Source organism: Leucobacter sp. NPDC015123 (assembly GCF_043080205.1).
GTDB classification, from domain to species: domain Bacteria; phylum Actinomycetota; class Actinomycetes; order Actinomycetales; family Microbacteriaceae; genus Leucobacter; species Leucobacter aridicollis_A.
Genome location: NZ_JBIBVH010000001.1, coordinates 752,206 through 770,499 on the forward strand (window position 1 = coordinate 752,206; position 18,294 = coordinate 770,499).

The 18,294-nt window shown below is 66.6% G+C and carries 16 protein-coding genes; 9 read left to right on the top strand and 7 right to left on the bottom strand.

Features of this window, described 5'->3' with window-relative positions:
* Positions 1 to 145 precede the first annotated feature (145 nt).
* Both ACF07D_RS03485 and ACF07D_RS03490 read left to right on the top strand, forming a co-directional pair.
* Complete coding sequence (locus tag ACF07D_RS03485) at positions 146 to 760, top strand: TetR family transcriptional regulator (protein ID WP_119283392.1); 615 nt, start codon at positions 146 to 148, stop codon at positions 758 to 760.
* Positions 757 to 2,334 carry an MFS transporter gene (locus ACF07D_RS03490; RefSeq protein ID WP_119283393.1) on the top strand — a complete coding sequence of 526 codons (1,578 nt, stop codon included), beginning with the start codon at positions 757 to 759 and terminating at the stop codon, positions 2,332 to 2,334. Before ACF07D_RS03485 ends, ACF07D_RS03490 begins: the two co-directional genes overlap by 4 nt.
* 125 nt (positions 2,335 to 2,459) lie before the next feature.
* On the opposite strand, the gene ACF07D_RS03495 is transcribed toward ACF07D_RS03490, so the two are convergent.
* Positions 2,460 to 3,413, bottom strand: coding sequence for a LysR family transcriptional regulator (locus ACF07D_RS03495; protein WP_391503905.1), 954 nt, complete (start codon positions 3,411 to 3,413; stop codon positions 2,460 to 2,462).
* A gap of 112 nt (positions 3,414 to 3,525) precedes the next feature.
* Here ACF07D_RS03495 and ACF07D_RS03500 point away from each other — a divergent pair, with 112 nt between their 5' ends.
* From ACF07D_RS03500 to ACF07D_RS03525, 6 genes are all read left to right on the top strand, one after another.
* A complete protein-coding gene (locus ACF07D_RS03500) occupies positions 3,526 to 4,710 on the top strand; it encodes a M24 family metallopeptidase (RefSeq protein ID WP_391503906.1) in 1,185 nt (394 codons plus the stop codon).
* Positions 4,710 to 5,936, top strand: a complete 1,227-nt coding sequence (locus tag ACF07D_RS03505; RefSeq protein WP_391503907.1) for a PLP-dependent aminotransferase family protein — start codon at positions 4,710 to 4,712, stop codon at positions 5,934 to 5,936. The genes ACF07D_RS03500 and ACF07D_RS03505 overlap by 1 nt, the downstream gene beginning before the upstream one ends.
* Complete coding sequence (locus ACF07D_RS03510) at positions 5,933 to 7,177, top strand: M20 family metallopeptidase (RefSeq protein ID WP_391503908.1); 1,245 nt, start codon at positions 5,933 to 5,935, stop codon at positions 7,175 to 7,177. Before ACF07D_RS03505 ends, ACF07D_RS03510 begins: the two co-directional genes overlap by 4 nt.
* A 10-nt stretch (positions 7,178 to 7,187) precedes the next feature.
* Positions 7,188 to 8,606 (top strand): MFS transporter, encoded by a 1,419-nt coding sequence (locus ACF07D_RS03515; protein ID WP_391503909.1) that lies wholly within the window; start codon positions 7,188 to 7,190, stop codon positions 8,604 to 8,606.
* Between the two features lie 84 nt (positions 8,607 to 8,690).
* Positions 8,691 to 9,443: an SDR family NAD(P)-dependent oxidoreductase gene (locus tag ACF07D_RS03520; protein WP_391503910.1), complete on the top strand. Its 753-nt coding sequence runs from the start codon at positions 8,691 to 8,693 to the stop codon at positions 9,441 to 9,443.
* Between the two features lie 315 nt (positions 9,444 to 9,758).
* Positions 9,759 to 10,517 carry a hypothetical protein gene (locus tag ACF07D_RS03525; RefSeq protein WP_391503911.1) on the top strand — a complete coding sequence of 253 codons (759 nt, stop codon included), beginning with the start codon at positions 9,759 to 9,761 and terminating at the stop codon, positions 10,515 to 10,517.
* 59 nt (positions 10,518 to 10,576) lie between these two features.
* On the opposite strand, the gene ACF07D_RS03530 is transcribed toward ACF07D_RS03525, so the two are convergent.
* From ACF07D_RS03530 to ACF07D_RS03555, 6 genes are all read right to left on the bottom strand, one after another.
* Complete coding sequence (locus tag ACF07D_RS03530; RefSeq protein ID WP_391503912.1) at positions 10,577 to 11,659, bottom strand: hypothetical protein; 1,083 nt, start codon at positions 11,657 to 11,659, stop codon at positions 10,577 to 10,579.
* Positions 11,656 to 12,558 (bottom strand): DUF817 domain-containing protein, encoded by a 903-nt coding sequence (locus ACF07D_RS03535; RefSeq protein ID WP_119283403.1) that lies wholly within the window; start codon positions 12,556 to 12,558, stop codon positions 11,656 to 11,658. Before ACF07D_RS03535 ends, ACF07D_RS03530 begins: the two co-directional genes overlap by 4 nt.
* A 51-nt stretch (positions 12,559 to 12,609) precedes the next feature.
* On the bottom strand, positions 12,610 to 14,154 hold the full coding sequence (gene der, locus ACF07D_RS03540) for a ribosome biogenesis GTPase Der (protein ID WP_119283404.1): 1,545 nt from the start codon (positions 14,152 to 14,154) through the stop codon (positions 12,610 to 12,612).
* A complete protein-coding gene (cmk, locus tag ACF07D_RS03545; protein WP_391503913.1) occupies positions 14,154 to 14,882 on the bottom strand; it encodes a (d)CMP kinase in 729 nt (242 codons plus the stop codon). The genes der and cmk overlap by 1 nt, the downstream gene beginning before the upstream one ends.
* Positions 14,882 to 15,970 carry a prephenate dehydrogenase gene (locus tag ACF07D_RS03550; protein WP_119283406.1) on the bottom strand — a complete coding sequence of 363 codons (1,089 nt, stop codon included), beginning with the start codon at positions 15,968 to 15,970 and terminating at the stop codon, positions 14,882 to 14,884. Before ACF07D_RS03550 ends, cmk begins: the two co-directional genes overlap by 1 nt.
* Before the next feature lie 134 nt (positions 15,971 to 16,104).
* Entirely contained in the window at positions 16,105 to 16,563 is a 459-nt protein-coding gene (locus ACF07D_RS03555) for an Lrp/AsnC family transcriptional regulator (RefSeq protein WP_391503945.1), read from the bottom strand.
* A 456-nt stretch (positions 16,564 to 17,019) separates the two neighbouring features.
* On the opposite strand from ACF07D_RS03555, the gene ACF07D_RS03560 reads away from it, so the two are divergent.
* On the top strand, positions 17,020 to 18,264 hold the full coding sequence (locus ACF07D_RS03560; RefSeq protein ID WP_391503914.1) for an MFS transporter: 1,245 nt from the start codon (positions 17,020 to 17,022) through the stop codon (positions 18,262 to 18,264).
* The last annotated feature ends 30 nt before the right edge of the window (positions 18,265 to 18,294 follow it).

An 18,294-nucleotide genomic window follows, 5' to 3' on the forward strand; every position in this document is an offset into this window, starting at 1 on the left:
GCGGCGATCGTTGGCTAGGCCGACTGCCGCGCGCGGCGACTCTGCCGCCGATCCCACGCTACCGCGCGACAGAGTTGCGACGCTACGGTCACATCATGTACAAATGTACATGTACAGAAGTACATGAACGTTTTGGGGAGAAGCGATGAGTACCGAACCACTCGCACCCGGAAAGCGAGATCCAGAGGCGCGACGGCGTGCGATCCTGCTCGCCGCGACCGAGATCATCGTCACGCGCGGCGCCGCCGCACTCACGCACCGCGCAGTCGCGAGCCACGCGGGTGTCGCCCTCGGCTCGACAACCCAATACTTCGCGTCGATCGACGAGTTGCGCGAGGAGGCACTGCGCGCACTCGCCCAAGAGGACGACGAGGCGCTCGCCGCGCTCGAGCCGCACCTCGCCACGCTCCAGACCGACCCGTCAGGAGCGGTCACCGAGCTGCTGAGCTACCTGCAGGATCCTCGCGCCGTGAACGCCGACATCGCGCTGTTCTCGAGCGCCACGGCAGACCCGAGCCTCCGGGAGCTCGCCCTCAGATGGAGCGACAAGCTCATCGAGATGCTCTCGGTGCATTTCGATCGGGATCGCGCCGAGGCGATCGCCGTCTACATCGACGGCGCGACGGTCCACGCAGGCTTGCGCCAGCACTCCCTCTCCCGCGAGGCGCTCACCATCGCGCTGACCGCGCTCGCGGGCCCACCAACTTCACCTCGACCCACCAGCACGACTGGCCACCCATCCGAAAAGTCTGAGTCATGACGAACGAACACACGCCCACACTGAACGCCCCGCACGCAGATCCGGCGCAGGCCACCGCCGCGCCCATCAGCCGTGCCCGACGTTGGGGCGCCCTCGCCGTGCTCACGGCGAGCCTGCTCGTCATCACGATGGATATGACGATCCTGAACATCGCGCTTCCGAAGATGGCCGCTGAGCTCCACCCGACGGCGGCGCAGCAGCTGTGGATCATCGACGTCTACTCGCTCGTGCTCGCGGGCCTGCTCGTCTCGTTCGCCGCGCTCGCCGACCGCTGGGGCCGCAAGCGCATGCTCATGATCGGCTACACGCTGTTCGGGCTCGCGTCACTGCTCGTGCTCATCGCGTCAAGCGCCGAGGCCGTCATCACGATCCGCGCGCTCCTTGGCATCGGCGGCGCGATGATCATGCCGACGACGCTCTCGCTCATCCGCGTCACCTTCACCGACCCGCGCGAGCGCGCCACCGCGCTCAGCATCTGGGCCGCGGTCTCCGGCCTTGGCGCCGCGGTCGGCCCGCTCATCGGTGGCGTGTTGCTCGAGCACTTCTCGTGGCACGCCGCGTTCCTCGTGAACGTGCCGCTCATGCTCGCTGGAGTCATCGCCGGCGTGCTTGTGCTGCCCGAATCGAAGGTGAAGAACCCCGGCCGCTGGGACTTCCTCGCCGCACTCCTCTCGATTGCCGGAATGACACTCGTGATCTGGTCGATCAAGACCTTCGCCGCCGAGTCAAGCTTCCTCGTGCCGAGCGCGCTCACCGCGTTCGCCGCGGGCGTCGCGCTGCTCGCCTGGTTCATCATTCGCTGCCTCCGGAGCGACGCCCCGCTGCTCGAACTGGGACTCTTCAGGAACCGACCGTTCTCTGCAGGCATCATCGCGGCGCTCGGCTCGTCGTTCGCGATGGGGGCAGCACTCCTGCTGCTCGCGCAGTGGATGCAGATCATCGACGGCGCGACCCCGATCGAAGCGGGTGTCAGGCTCATACCCGTCGCGATCGCCGGCGCGGTGGCCTCGCTCGCCGCTCCCCCGATCGCGCGCCTCGTCGGCTCGCGCGCGGTCCTCGCGGGTGGCATCGCGCTCGCAGGCACCGGCATGCTCGCGATCGGCCTGCAGCCGGGAACGCTCAACTACACGACGGTGCTCATCGCGCTCACCCTCGTGGGCTTTGGCACGGGATCGCTCGCGATCGGGTCGGCAATGATCATGCACGGCACCCCCGAGGAGAAGGCTGGCAGCGCGGGCGCGATCGAAGAGACCTCGTACGAGCTCGGCGCCGTACTCGGTGTCGCGATCCTCGGATCGATCGCCGCGATCCTCTACCGCGTGGGGCTCGCGGGTAACCCGCTCGTCGACGGGCTCGGCGCGGAGGCCGCGAAGCAGGCAAACGACTCGCTCGGGGCCGCCGCCGCGATCGCCGAGGAGTTGAAGCTCCCTGACCTGCTCGCGACCGCGAGCGAGGCGTTCACCTCGTCGATGCAGACCACCGGAATTGTCGGCGGCCTGAGCATGCTGACGATTGCCGCGATCGTCTTCTTCCTCACGCCGAAGGGCACAGACGTCTCAGCGAGCTCCCACTAGGGGTGGCCGTCGGCGTTTGCCGCAGTCGAGACGTTTCGGGAGCTGCCTGGACCTGAGCGACAGCGGCACAAACGCGATGCGACCAGGCTCACCACCAACCAGCTCGCTCGAGTGACGTGCGTCGACTACGAGACCTTTGTGTCAAGCTCACTCTGAGGTTCCGTGGTGAGCTCACGGTAGGCGTCCTCAATCGCTTCCCTGCAGGCAACAACGGCGGGTGTACGCTCCGCTCCCCGACGCATGAGCATGAGGAAGGTACGGTGCATGCCACCGGGGAGGCCACGTCGCCCAGGTAGTCGCGTCACTCGCCCAGGCAACTCGCCCGCAATCGATCGCGGCAGGAAGGCAGCCGCCTCACCGCTAGCTACCAGCTGCCGGTGAAAGTCGAGGCTCGCCGATTCGAATGCTACCCGGGGCTCGAAGCCTATGGTGCGGCAGATCCCGCGAGCCCAGCGGTACGCATCAGTCTGGCGCGGTTCCATGACCCACGGCAGCCGCGCCAGACGGTCTACGCAGCTGCTACCCGAGAGGTCGGCCTCTCGCATGCCGTCAGGGAGATACATCGCGATCGGATCGTGCCCAAGGTCGACCCGCACGAGTCCCGGCGTTGGCGAGAGCGGGGCTCCCGGGTACTCGTCTGCAACTGCGATGTCTACCCTTCGCGCGCCGAGCTCCCGGATTGCTCCTTCTGGATCGAGCTGCGCGTACTCGAGGGAGAGGTTTGGAGCGAACTCCCTGAGACGCCGCATTGCTGGAACGAGCAGTCGAGTACCAAAGGTATGAAACGCTGCGACGCGGACCACCCCGGATAGCCCGCCGCGCGCAAGCAGCAACTCGGCCTCGGCTTCCTCAAGCACGGCAAGCACCCGTTCGGTCTGCACAACGAGGCGCTCCGCATCGGCCGTGAGCCGCACCCCGCGACCCGCCGGCTCGAGCAGTGAAACACCAAGTTCGTGCTGAAGCCGGGAGAGCTGCTGCGAGATCGACGACACGCTCATTCCAAGCACTTCAGCCGCCCCAGTGAGGCCCCCGTAGATCGACACCTCACGCAGGAGCGCGAGTTTGCGGACATCAATCACAGCACACCCATCCTTTAGCAAATGTGAACAGTACGTTTATATACCTACACTCTTCCAAAACAGTACAAGCCCCTCTAGCGTGTATGGGAGTACCGGCACGAAGGGGTGGACGATGACAACAGCGCAGGTGGGCGTGGACGAGCTCGATCGGAGGCTTACCGCGGTTCGTGAGGCCATGCGGAGGCGTGAGTTCGACGCGCTCGTTGTCTCCGATCCCGCAAACATCTTCTACCTGACTGGGTACAACGCATGGTCGTTCTACACTCCGCAGATCTTCTACGTACCGCTCGATGGCGAGCCGCTGCTCGCAATGCGTGAGATGGATGCGCTCGGCGCCCACCGAACTGCGCTGCGCTATACCGACACCGTGCTCGGTTATCCCGAAACCTACGTGCACCGGCCGGACACGCACCCGATGGAGTGGATCGCTGAGCGACTGCGGGACCGTGGCGAGGCTGGCCGCACTCGCAGGGTCGGCTTCGAGGGCGACGCCCACTACTTCTCCGTCCGCTCGTACCTTGCGCTACGCGACGGCCTCCCCGAGTGGGAACTCGTCGAAAGTCAGGAACTGGTGAACTGGGTGCGGCTCGTCAAATCGGAGTTTGAGATCGGGCAGATGCGTCGAGCCGGCCGCGTGGCAAGCGAAGCTATGCGCCAAGCAGTAGCCGCCATCGAGACAGGCAGGCCGCTCAACGAACTCGCCGCTGAGGTGCTCGCGGCACAGGCGCGCGGTGTCGACGGTATTGACGGCGATTACCCTGCGATCGTGCCGATGTTCATGTACGGCGAGGGGGCGGACACGCCTCACCTGACGTGGACGGCGGAGCGGATGTCGGCCGGCGAAGCCGTATCGATCGAGCTCACCGGAGTACACCGCCGCTACCACGCCCCGCTCGCCCGAACTGTGTCTCTCGGCGCTCCAAGCCGCGAGCTTGACAGGCTCGCTGGCGCCACCGTCGAGGGGCTCGATGCGGCGCTCGACGCGCTCCGACCAGGCAACACATCCGCCGACGTACACGCTGCTTTCGATCGCGTGCTGCGACGGTACGGCCTCGAGAAGAATTCTCGGCTCGGCTACTCGATTGGTGTGGGGTTCCCTCCCGACTGGGGCGAGCGGACGGTCAGCATTCGCGCAGGCGACGACACCGTGCTCGAGGAGAACATGACCTTCCACCTCATCGCGGGCATGTGGATGACCGGATACGGCTTCGAAGCTTCCGAGTCCGCCCGGGTGGCCGCAGTGGGCGCAGACGTGTTCACCGATGCGCCCCGTCGACTCATCATTCAGGAGGCCTAATGCTCACCCAGATCGCACCATCATTCGCGAGTCGCAGCGAACTGCTCATCGGCTCCGTCATCGACGCTTCGACAGCGCTACTTGCCGAACAGCAGCACGACATCGTGCGGTTTGCGATGGGCGCCCCGAGCGAGGACCTCATGCCGATCGCGCAGCTCGATGAAGCGTTCGCCGGTTCACGGACTGGCCGATACGACTACGGTGAGACCGAGGGGGAACCACGCCTGCGCGCGCAGATCATGGAGCTCGCGGCCGCGCGTGGCGTCGAGACCACGGACGAGCGCCTCCTCGTCACGACGGGAGGCATGCAAGGTCTCGACCTCGCATTCAAGCTCTTCGTTGATCCGGGAGACCTCGTGGTAGTCGAAGCACCCACCTACAGCAACGGAAACGCAACAGCGCTGAGCTACGGGGCCGACCTACTCCCCGCGCCAGTTGACGAGGACGGGCTCATCGTCGAAGCACTCCCGGAGCTCGTCGCCCGCACCGGCAAGACCCCCAAAGCGATCTACACCATTCCCAACTTCCAGAACCCCACCGGCGTCACGCTGAGCCTCAGGCGGCGGGAGCTTCTCGTCGAGCTCGCAGAGCGCTGGGGTGCGATGATCATCGACGACGATCCATACGGCAGGCTGCGCTTCGAGGGCAAAGATGTGCCAGACCTCGGCTGCATCGCCCCGAGGCACCCGCTCCTCTTCCAAGTACGCACACTTTCCAAGATGATCGCCCCTGGCCTCCGAACCGGCTGGATCGACGTCGACCCCGCGGTGCGTGCCTTGGCAGTGAACGCAAAACAGGCGATGGACACGTGCAGCAGCGTACCCGTACAGAACGCAGTGCTGAACTACCTCACGAGTGGTCACTTCGAGACGCACGTTGCTCGTCTCAAGCCGATCTATCGCGAGCGTAAGACGGCTATGCTCGCCGCAGTGGATCGTCACCTCGGTGAGCTCGCGACGACAACCGACCCCGAGGGCGGGTTCTTCCTTTGGCTTACGCTTCAGGGCGAGGCGGCAACCCTCGACACAGAGGCGCTCTTCCCTGCTGCACTGCGCGACGGTGTCGCGTACATCCCAGGTCCGGCATTCACCGTCGACGGAAGTATGCGCAACGCCCTGCGGCTCTGCTTCGCGACTTCCTCGCCTGAGCGCATTGATGAAGGGGTAAGTAGGCTCGCCAGCACGATCAAGCGGGCAATCGCTTCCGGGGAGGCGGCACGCGCATGAACTTCTCACCACGCGAACGCGCGGCACTCAATCTTCTCGATATCGACGCGATCACCGCCGACACCTGCGATCTCATTCGAGGGCGAGGCGAGAACCCAGGCGAGACGGAGCGGGACACAGTGCTGCGCCTCGCCGCGATCTGCGCGCGGATTGGCGCCGAGGTCACCCTCCAAGAAGTCGAGCCGGGGCGCGAGAACCTCAGGGCGACACTCGGTCCGGCAGATGGCCCGGCGATCCTCTTCCTCGGCCACAGCGATGTTGTGCCAGCCGGAGAGGGCTGGAGTGGTGACCCCTTCGAGCCGCGGATCGCTGGCGGCCGCATTATTGGCCGAGGGTCGACCGATATGAAGGGCGGGCTAGCCGCAGTGCTGGCGGCCATGGCGGCGGTGTCAGAGGTCGCTCCTGATCTTCGGCTCGAACTACTCTGCACCGTCGATGAGGAGGATCGAGCCCTCGGTGTGCTCGCCGCACTCGCGGCAGAGACGCCTCGCGAGTACCTCGCATGCATAGTTGCGGAGCCCACCGACCTCGACGTGGTGATCGGCTGCAGGGGCGCAAGCAACCTCGTTGTCGAAGTGACCGGCGCCTCCGCCCATGCCGGACGTCCGGAGGACGGCGCGAGCTCGATCTACGCGGCAGCGCGGATCGTTGAGCTCGTGCGTGACCGCCACGCCGTCCTCGCTGCGGGTGAGCGCGATAAGCTCCTCGGCACCGGGACATGGAACGTCGGCACGATCGAAGGTGGGAGCGGCACCTCGATGGTGCCGCGAGTGACCACACTTACTCTCGACCGCCGCACGATGCCGGGCGAGGATCCGGAGACGATCCTCGCCGAACTCCTCGGGGCGGCGAGGATCGATCTGGCTGAATCGGGCATAGCAAACGCCGAACGATTCTGTGTCACGGGCACCGTTGATATGGAAATGCCCGGCTTCCGCACCGACACCGACTCCCCCATCGTGCAGATCGCGTCGCAGGCGCTCCGTGAACTCGGCACCTCCGGCAGGCAAACCGGCTGGACCGCCGCCTGCGAGGGCGGCTTCATCGCGCGGCATCACGGCACCTCGACGATCATTCTCGGCCCCGGCGACATCACCGGCCAGGCCCATCAGCCCGACGAGAACGTGGAGATCTCCCAACTCGCGACTGCCGCTCAGGCATACGTGCTCACCGCGCTTCGACTCGCAGGGGCAGCGCAGCCCACCAAACAACACCAGCCGCACTCATCGGGGAGTGCGTAGGAAGGAAATCATGACCGCACACCAAGAGCTCCCCACGATAACGAGGGACATCGATCTCACGCCGCTACAGCGCAAGAACACTCGGAAGTCAGTCGGCGGCGCCGCAATCGGCAACGCTATCGAATGGTTCGACTACGGCGTCTACGGGTACCTCGTCGTGTACCTTTCGAGCCTGTTCTTTGACTTTGGCGGCGAGCCAGGATCCGCACTCCCTCGCATTCTCGCCTTCGCCACCTTCGCTGTCTCGTTCCTGGTCAGGCCGCTCGGCGGGATCGTGCTCGGTCCACTCGGTGACAAGATTGGGCGACGCACCGTGCTGATGGCGACGATCATCATGATCAGCGTGTCTACTGCGGCCATCGGCCTCCTCCCAACCTACGACTCGATCGGAATGTGGGCCCCGCTCTTGCTCGTCTTGCTTCGCATGGTGCAGGGCTTTTCCGCGGGCGGCGAGTATGCGGGTGCCGCCGTTTTCATGGCAGAGCACGCGCCTGATAACCGGCGAGGCTTCTACGGCTCCTTCCTCGAGTTCGGCACGCTTGCAGGGTTCTCAGGCGCGGCGATCCTCGTCACCACAATGACGCTGGTGCTCGGCGAAGACGCGATGATGGCCGGCTGGTGGCGCCTGCCGTTCCTCCTGACACTCCCGCTCGGACTGCTCGCCCTATGGATGCGCCGCAACGTCGAGGAACCCGAAACCTTCACCTCGGATATCGACATCTCAGGGAAAGCCAAGCAGAGCGCCTGGGCATCGCTCCGCGAGCTCATCGTCCGCTTCCCACAGCAGGTGCTCAAGCTCGCCGGCTTCGTCATTCTCATCAACGTCGCTTTCTACCTCGTACTCACCTACATGCCGAGCTATCTCTCGACAACGCTCGGACACGGGGCTGCGGAATCGAATTTCTCGCTTGTGATCATCCAACTCATCATGATGGCGGTCATTGTGCCGTTCGGCGCGCTTTCTGACCGGGTCGGACGCAAGCCGCTGCTCCTCATCGCGAGCATCGGTTTCACGCTTCTTTCGGTTCCGGCGGTCATGCTCATCCAAGTCGGCACGGTTTGGTCGCAGCTCGCCGGAATCGGGATCCTCGGACTATTCCTCGTCATGATCATCTCGAATATTTCCGCGACGCTTCCCGCGCTCTTTCCTACCTCTGTACGCTATTCCGGATTCGCGATCGGCTACAACGTCTCAACGGCGATCTTTGGCGGCACCGCCGGGATGATGAACGAGTTCCTCATTGACCGCACCGGCAATGTGCTCATTCCCGGGTGGTATCTCGCGGCAGCCGGCGTCATCGGCTTCATCTCCGTGCTGACCTTCAACGAGACAGCCGGCCGCTCCTTGCGCGGCAACGTGCTCCCAGGTAGCGACGACGCTGCTCGCCTCGCGCGGGGCGAGAAACTCATCGGCGCGAAGACTAGCTGAGCCACGGCACCCCGCTTCCCCGGTGGCCGGCACCGTCGTTTGGGTGCCGGCCACCACCCATGTCCACTCGAAAGGAACGTCACCATGTCAACATCACCCGTCGCACTCGTCACAGGAGGAACCTCTGGGATAGGTGTAGTCATCGCCGAGCAACTCGTCGAAGCTGGGCACCGCGTCGTGGTCTCAGGACGATCCGAGCAGCGTGGCGCAGCCGTTGCCGGCGAGCTTGGCGATCGCGCGCGGTTCGTGCCCACCGACCTCACAGCGGCCGGCGCCGCCGCCGAGCTCGTTTCCCGCGCGACTGAGACCTTTGGGCGCCTCGACATACTCGTCAATAATGCCGCTATCGATCACACTGGCGAACTTCTCGATGTCGGGGAGGATGAGATTCGCGCGACGTTCGAGACGAACACCTTCTCGGCGATGAACCTGCTCATTGCAGCAGCTCGGGTGATGCGTGCGCAAGGTGACGGCGGATCGATCATCAACATCACGTCGCGCCTCGCGAGCATCGGTGTACCGACCATGGGCATCTACAGCGCATCGAAGGGCGCGATGCTGGCATTCACGAAGGCCGCGGCGATCGATCTTGCCCCCTACAACATTCGCGTGAACACCGTCGCCCCAGGCATGACACGAACGCCGCTGTACCAGGAGTGGCTCGACGGGCTTGCCGATCCCGAGGCAGAAGCGCGTCGGGTCGCGGAAGCGATCCCGCTCGGGCGCATTGCCGAGCCAGCCGACGTCGCCGCGGTGGTGCGCTTTCTTGCTTCGCCTGAGGCCTCCTATCTCACCGGAGCCTCGATCCCTGTCGAGGGCGGGTACCTCGCGAAGTAGACCGAGGCTATTCGCCACACACTCGCTCACAACACACCAAGTGATGCCTACGCGCACATCGTCGGTGCTCGGCGTCTCCATCCGCGCACACAGGCCCTCTCAGTATTACGCTGAGGCTGGCGCGCCCGGCGACCGAACCCGCGTCGCCCACAAACGTCTGAGCGAACTCCCACTAGGGGGGTGCGAGCCCGCCGTCTCGGGGTCGATAGGTACCTGGGTACCACCGGCCCCGGTACTGGGGCAGGACGACGATGGCTGCTTGGGCTCGTAGTCTTGGAAGTATCAAGGCGGCGTACGGCAGAAAGGAATGTCATCATGACCACCGACGCACACACCACTCAGCTTCCAGGTTCAGACATCCAGTCCGAGAATTCGACACCCGACACTACCGCGGTTCCGACTCCGGCTCCGGCAACGGCCGACTCCGCTCCCGAGGTTCCTGCTGCGAACGCGGCCTCGGCTGGCCCCGCGGCTCCGGCGGCTCCGGCGGCTCCGGCGGCATACGCTGCCCCGCAGACGTCCGCCCAGCAGGTGCCCAGCCCGCAGACGTCCGCCCAGCAGGCAACTGTGCCGCAGGTCACGCTCCCGCAGGTAACCGTGCCCCAGGTAACCGTGCCCCAGGTAACCGTGCCCCAGGCGACGGTGCCCCAGGCGGCGGAGCCGGGCGCCGCGCCGACCTACGCGGTGCCGCCGACAGGCAGCTACGGAGTGCCCCCGCAGGGCGGCTACGCGCCTACACCGCAGGGCGGGCATCCGGTCCCGCCGCAGGCACCGCAGTACGCAGTTCCAGGCCCCCTCGACCCGACGCCAGGCAAGAATAGCTACGGCTTCGCGATCGCGAGCTTCGTGATCGGCATCGCATCGATCCTGAGCGCCTGGACGTTCGTCGCACCGATCGTCGGCCTCGTGCTCGGCATCCTCGCGCTGCGCCGCAACACCAAGGAGCGCACCCTCGCGCTGTGGGGCGTCTGGCTCAACGGCGCAATGCTTGCGTTCGCGGCCGTCGGCCTCGTGCTCTTCATCGGTCTCGCATCGTTCGGCATCTTCTCGAGCGCCGTGAGCTACGGCTTCTAATTCAGACCGGCCGCGAGAGGCGGGCACTCCCAACATGGGAGTGCCCGCTTCTCACGTTCCTAGGGCCGGGAGTCGCTGGCGCCAGCTCGTACGAAGCGCCACTGGCCAGGGCGACCCTTCGCTGAGCGTCCACGGAGCCCCGCCTGGCCGACCCCTGCCTCGCCGAGCCCCGCGTCGCCAAGCTCCGCGCGCACCCTGCGGGACAGGCCCGGCAGCGCCGCCCGTTTCCCAGCGAGCGGCTTTGCGACGCCGACAAGCAGCGTACGGTCGCCCCGCCGCGAGCGCACCTCGATGCGGGCGGCCTCCCCCGCCTCACACCATACGAGAGAGTCGATGTCGGCGAAGGCGACAGTCCATTCCGCCACCCGGTCCGCCCCTTGGTCAGTTTCCACGGGCAGCCAGTCGCGAGCGGCACCCTCCCGGGTGGGCTGCAGCTCCGCGATACGCATCCGGCCCTCGGTGAATGTGACCCGCCAGGCGCGAGTCCGCGCGCGAAAGTACGCGCGCGCCGCGAGGTACACGGGCAGCATGAGAAGCACACCGAACGCCAGCAACAGGAGTTTTGGCGACAGCCGACTCACGACGGGCTCGGCCGCGATGAAGATCGCGACGGCCGCCCCAAGCACCGCCGCCGCACAGGCAGCAACCGCCACGAGGTATGCGTGTCGCGACATCTCGACGGCGGTGAACTCGGTCTGCGCGCCGTCTTCCGACCCCACCCAGACCGGGGCGGGGAGGTCGGATGCGCGGCCGCCGGGAAGCGCGGCAACCGCCCGGCCGAGCAGCGTCAGCCAGACGACCGCGGTGAGGGTGATGCTCGTGAACCAGAGCGCCCACGCAAGCGACACCAGCGGGTCGGGTAGCACCGAGCGAAGCCAGGCCATGGCCTCTCCGATGCGCGGCACGAACAGTACCCCGTACAGTGCGAGCGCGCCAGCAAGCCCGATGTGCGCGGCGAGGCCGGCACGGCGCGACGGAATGCGCGCGAGCAGCCGCATAGCGACGAGGCCAGCGAAGAAGCCTGAGACGAGGAGGCACACGACCGGGAAGAAGTCGGCCGCGTTGCCCGCGAGCACCCATGGCAGCGCGAACCCGAAGCAGGCGATCGCCCAGAAGAGCGGGCTCCCGAACAGCCGCCTCACGCGCGCGGCGCCCGGCTCGGCTGATCGGACGGAGCGCGGGGCGGGTACACCCAGGTCACCATCACGACAGAGATGATCATGAGCAGGAACCAGGCGATGAGCTTCTGCGGTGACACGGGCTCCCAGCCACCCTCCTGGTGCGGGTACAGCCAGGCGCCGGCCCACGTCGCGATGTTCTCGGCGAACCAAATGAAGGTCGCGACGCCAAAGAACACGAGAAGCAGCGGGGCACGCAGCGTCGCCCTGTATACCCTGAAGTGCATAGAGGTGCGCCACCACACCACGGCGACCGCGGCGAGCAGCACCCACCGCAGGTCGACAATGAAGTGGTGCGAGAAGAAGTTGACGTAGATGAGCGCGGCGATCACCGTCGTCACGAGCCGCGACGGGTAGCGGGCGAACCGTAGATCGTGCAGCCGATAGACGCGCACCATGTATGAGCCGACAGCTGCATACATGAACCCGCTGAAGAGTGGCACGGCGCCGATGCGCAGGATACCCTCCCCCTCGTACGCCCACGAGCCGACATCGGTCTTGAAGAGCTCCATCACCGTGCCTGTGATGTGGAAGAGCAGGATCACCCAGAGCTCTCGACCCGTTTCAAGCTTGAAGGCAAGCAGCAGGATCTGAATCACGACCGCCGCGATCGTCAGCGCATCGTTCCTGGCGAGGATCGCGTCGTCTGGGTACCAGAGCCGCGCGGCGACGAGCACGACGAGCAGCAGCGCGCCGAAGATGCAGGCCCACGCCTGTTTGAGCAAGAACACTGAGCACTCGACGAGCACCGCCCTGGCACCGCGCGCAGGGGCGCCTGCAAGCACCCGATTCGCGGCGCGGTCGATCGCGCGCTCGAGCCTCGTAAGCTCGTGCGACTGAAAGCCGCCCGCATCAGTCGTCACGCGAGCGGCTCCAGTTCGGCGACCAGCATGGGCCGCCGCGACGCGACAGAGTTAGCGTCGCTCACGCCGTTCACGAATACGCATGTTCAGCACGATCGGGGTGCCCTCGAAGCCGTACGTCTCGCGAAGACGACGCTGAATGAAGCGACGGTAGCCTGGGTCAAGGAAGCCAGACACGAACAGTACGAACGTCGGCGGACGGTTCTGCACCTGCGTGCCAAACAGCACACGCGGCTGCTTTCCGCCGCGCAGCGGGTGCGGGTGCTCCTGCACGAGCTCAGCGAGGAACGCGTTGAACTTCGCGGTCGGAATACGCGTGTCCCACGACTCGAGCGCAGCTTCAAGCGCGGGCACGAGCTTCTCGAGGTGGCGGCCCGTGCGCGCCGAAATGTTCACGCGGGGCGCCCAGTCAACGTGCGCGAGATCCTGTTCAATCTCACGCTCGAGGTACTTGCGGCGCTCGTCGTCAAGCATGTCCCACTTGTTGAACGCGAGCACGAGCGCTCGGCCAGACTCGAGCACGAGGTCGATGATGCGCAGATCCTGATCGCTGATCTCCTGCGTCACGTCGATGAGCACGACGGCGACCTCGGCCTTTTCGAGCGCCGCAGAGGTGCGGAGCGTCGCGTAGAAGTCTGCACCCTTCTGCAGGTGCACGCGGCGGCGAATACCTGCGGTGTCGACAAACGTCCAGACGCGGCCCGCGATCTCAACCTGCTCGTCGACAGGGTCGCGGGTGGTGCCGGCGAGCTCGTTCACGACGACGCGCTCCTCGCCGGCGGCCTTGTTGAGCAGGCTTGACTTGCCGACGTTCGGGCGACCGAGCAGGGCGACGCGGCGGGGGCCTGCGAGCTTCGGCTGTGCGACAGCCGACTGCTCGGGAAGCACCTTCATGACGTCGTCGAGCAGGTCGGCGACGCCACGACCGTGCAGCGCAGAGACACTGCGAGGCTCGCCGAGGCCGAGCGACCAGAGCGCGGCGACCTCGGGCTCCTGCACCGCGTCGTCGACCTTGTTCGCAACGAGGAAGACGGGCTTGTTCGTGCGGCGCAGCATCTGCACGACGCGCTCATCGGTCGCCGTCGCGCCGACGCGCGAGTCGACGACGAACAGCACTGCGTCACACAGTTCGATTGCGACCTCGGCCTGCAGCGCGACAGAAGCGTCGATGCCGCGGGCGTCGGGCTCCCAGCCACCGGTGTCGACGAGCGTGAAGCGCCTATCGTTCCAGAGCGCTGGGTACGAGACGCGGTCTCGGGTCACGCCCGGGATGTCTTCAACGACTGCCTCGCGGCGGCCGAGGATACGGTTCACGAGCGCCGACTTGCCGACGTTCGGGCGGCCCACGATCGCGACGACAGGGAACGCCTCGAGGCTCGGCTCAGCGAACCCGACGAACTCGCCGTCGGCGGTCAGAATGTCGCGGTCGTCGTCCTCAAGCTCGAACGAGTCGAGCGACGAGCGCATCGCGCGCAGGCGCTCCTCGTCGGTGACGTTGCCGTCAAACTCTTCGCCGTCGAGGTCTACGTCGCCGCCACCCGAGATAATCTCGCTCGGGTCGACCTGCGACAGGTCAAATTCTTGTTCTTCGCTCATCATCGTTCCTTCTCGTTCGATGGGCGGGCCCCGCGGGCCTCCTCAACGGTGTCGATCACAGCTTGGATCGACTGCCCAAAGTTCATGTCGCTCGTGTCAATGAGCGTGACCCCGGGGGCGGGGTTCAGAAAATCTACGACCGCGGCGTCCTTCGCATCGCGTGCCGTGATGTCGGCGAGCACCTGCTCGTGGCTCACGCCGGGCAGCTCGCCCTGGCGCCTCGTCGCCCGCACCTCGGGTGACGCAGTCATCAGGATTCGCACGGGCGCGTCAGGCGCGACGACTGTGGTGATGTCGCGGCCCTCGATGACGACGCCGGGCAGCCCCGAGGCAGCAACGATGTCGCGGAACATTGTGTTCAGCCGGACACGTACCTCGGCGTGCTTGGAGACGCGGCTCACCTGGCTCGAGATCTCGGGGGTCCGGATCACCGCAGAGACGTCGAGCGCCTCAGTGCCCCCGGGAAGCGTCACCTGCACGCGCTGCTCGCCCTGCAGCGTGATCGCGTACGTCCAGCCCTCGAGCATCGCGAGCACCGCATCTTCGGAGTCAAGATCGACAGCGTCCTCACGGCACGCCCACGCGAGGGCGCGGTACGCGGCGCCGGTGTCGAGGATGCCGAAGCCCATCTGCTCTGCGGCAGCCCGCGAGACGCTCGACTTGCCGCTGCCCGCGGGCCCGTCGATCGCGACGAGCACGGGCTCGGTGGCCACAGGTGTTGCACCCATTACAGTGTTCTCCATCCGCGCTCGGTAAGGTCAGCGACCGCCCGTTCGGCGGCTTCTGGCAGCACGGCGATCTCCGCAAAGCCAATCTGCGCGCCCGGCGAGTGCTCAAGGCGCAAGTCTTCCATGTTAATACCGAGTTCTCCGAGTTCGGTGAGCAGCCGGCCGAGCTCGCCCGGCGTATCGTCGATCAGCACCGTAATCGTGATGAACCGCTCGGACGACCCGTGCTTGCCAGGGATGCGCCCCACGCCGCGGCCGCCAGCCGCAAGCAGGTCTGCGACGCTCCGCTTCGCGCCAGGCGCGTCGACGTCCCGCAGCGCCGCCGTGAACGCGGCGACGTCCGCCGAGAATTCTTCGAGCAGCGCGACAACGGGCTCGCGGTTCGCACCCAAGATCTGCACCCACAGTTCAGGATCGCTCGCCGCGATCCTCGTCGTATCTCGGAGGCCAGCGCCCGCGAGCGCGATCGCTTGCTCCTCAGCCGAGACGAGGCGTGCGGCAAGCAGGCTCGACACGACCTGTGGCAGGTGCGAGACGAGCCCGACCGAGCGGTCGTGCTCCTCAGGCGTCATCTCGGTGAGCACGCCGCCGAGATCGAGCGCGATCGCCTCGACGAGCGAGAGCGCCTCCGCTGGGGTGTCTCGGTCGCGGCAGATCACCCACGGCCGCGCGGTGAACAGGTCGGCGCGCGCCATGATCGCGCCGCCCCGCTCGCGGCCTGCCATCGGGTGCGAGCCGACGTAGTTCTTCAGCGGTGCGCCGCGGCGCACGAGTTCGAGGTACGGGGCGAGCTTCACGCTCGCGACGTCGGTGACCACCGCGTCCGGGAACTCTGCGAGCGCCCGCTCGACGGCATCGGCGACGACGTCGGGAGGGGTCGCGACAACCACGACTGACGGTTCAGGATCAGCGGTGTCTCGGATCCTCCCCGCGCCGTAGTCTGCGGCGAGCGCGACAGCGGTCGGCGAGAGATCCTCAAGCGTGACGTCAACACCGCGCTCGCGCAGGCCGAGGCCGACGCTCGCTCCGAGCAGCCCGGCACCGACGATGTGCACGGTACCGCGGACGCGGGATTCAAGTTCATTCATCGCGAGTGGGTTCTCCGTTCGTGGCGCTGCGGGCGCTACGCCAGCGCCAGGAGATGAAACTCCCTCGATTTTAGCGGTTTTTCGCGGAAAATCTCGCACCGGGCCTCCTCGGCTTGCCTGGCTACCGCCCCGCGCTACTCAGCGAGCATGCCGGTGACGCGATAGGGAATGACCTGCCTGAGGAAGAGGCTCGTCGACGTCCGCGTGATGCCAGGGCAGAGCCTGATCTCCTCGCTCACCCGGTACAGGTCTTCGGGGTCGCGCGCGACGACGCGCAGCAGCAGGTCGGTGTCGCCCGCCGGAGCGAAGCACTCGAGCACCTCGGGAATGCTCGCGAGGGCGCGGATCGCTTCGCTGATGAGGTGCTGGTCGAGCTCAACCTGCACCATCGCGGCAACGGGGCGGCCGAATGCCGCGGGCTTCACGCGCGCGCTGTGCGGCCTGAACACGTCAGCCGCCTGCATCTTGTCGATACGCGCCTGCACGGTGCCGCGGGCGAGGCCAAGATTGTGGGCGATCATTGCGACTGGCATACGCGCGTCGACGTCGAGCTGCTCGAGGATTCGACGATCCGTCGCATCGAGGGCATACACTTCGCTCACTTCGCGCTCCGTTCTTCGGGTTTGGCTATACAAATTGCGCACTCAAAGCTTAACCGGTTGCGCGAATCTTGCACCCCTCGATTGAATACTTCTCGGGAGGCGGCACCATCCGCTTCCGGCCCCGCGGCCCGCCCCACCAGGAGGGACCCGCACCGCCGATGACCACCACCCCAGGCCATTCGCACCTAGCACCTGATTGAGCGCAACTCCCTGCCATAGTGCACCCACAATCGCCGTGGGTACGCCGCGGTCCCGCGGCGTAGGGGGCGCCAATCAGAGCCACATTTCGCACTGTGCCATGCAGGTTTGCATGCCGGCCGCACCGTGAGGTTGAATACTCCTCGGGGTTCAGCCAATCAGCCGCTCCCCGCACCGCTGCACGCCACACCCGGCACCCGCAGCACCGCACGCGACCACCACCCCGGTTGCCAGTACGAAAGCACCAAGTTGAGCAGCACCCATGCCCTCGCGCACCCAGGCAGCGCGCCAGTTTCCCTCCGGCGCCCCCGAATCCGCGCGACCCTCACAATCGTTAGCCTCTTCGGGCTGCTCACTGCGGTCAACCTCCCGACCGCGCTGTATCCGCTCATCGGTGACAGGCTGCACGTCGACGAATTCGGCATCACCGTCGCATTCGCGAGCTACGTCTTGAGCCTGCTCGTCGGGCTCGTGCTCTTCAGACCACTCGGCGAGCGGGCAAACCGGCGCACAGTCCTCGTCTGGGCGCTCGCTGCAACCTCGCTCGCGACCCTCGGGCTCGCGCTCGCCCCCACGCTCGCGTGGTTCTGCCTCGCACGCGCCATCCAAGGCCTCGCGATCGCCGCCGCAACAGGCACCGGCTCGAGCGCACTCAGGGTGCTCCTGCCTGGACGGCCCAACCTGAGCGGGCGGCTCACGCTCCTCGCAACATCGGGCGGCGTCGCGGCAGGTCCGATCCTCGGCGGCGTGCTCTCCCTCGCGGGGCAACAGCCAACGCAGGTGCCGTTCGTGGCCTGGTCGATCCTGCTCGTCGCCCTCATCCCAGTGATTCTCGTCATCGCGCCGCACCCCGAGTGCGAGCCTGTGGGGCGCCGAAACACCGCAGCCCCCGGACCGGTCACGCAGCAGCTCTCCACACCAGCGGCCGTCGCGGCCTCGGTGCCAGCGATCCGTATGGCGGCGCTCGTGGGCTTCGTGAGCTTCGCGTTCTTCGGGTTCGCACTCTCGCTCGCCCCAGGGCACTTCGCCGAGCTCTTCCACGCGACCTCGCGCCCGCTGCTCGGGCTGCTCGCATCGCTCGTGCTCCTCGCGTCGGCAGCCGTGCAGCTCTTCCCGGTGCGTGGCCGCCTCGCGGCGCCGCTTGGGCTCGTCGCCTTCGCCACAGGCACGCTACTCCTCGGCCTCGCAACGGCGCTTGCGAGCCCGACGCTCACTGTCGCCGCATGCCTCATCGCTGGCGCAGGCCAGGGCATCGCCTTCCAGCGTGCGTTCGGCGCCGCCGTTGCAGCGGTGCCGTCGGCACGCCACGGAGCAACCGTGAACGCGATCTACGCCGTCACCTACCTCGGCAGCACGCTGCCGGTGCTCGGCCTCGGCATTGCCGCGTCAACCTTCGGGCTGACTCCGGCGGTGCTCGCCTTCACGGGAGCGATTGCTGTGGCCTGTGCGGTGCTCGCTGCGGTGGCGTTCAGGTCGGCCCGCACCGGCGACTGAGGCGCCGGGCTCCCGCCCCACGCTGCCAGC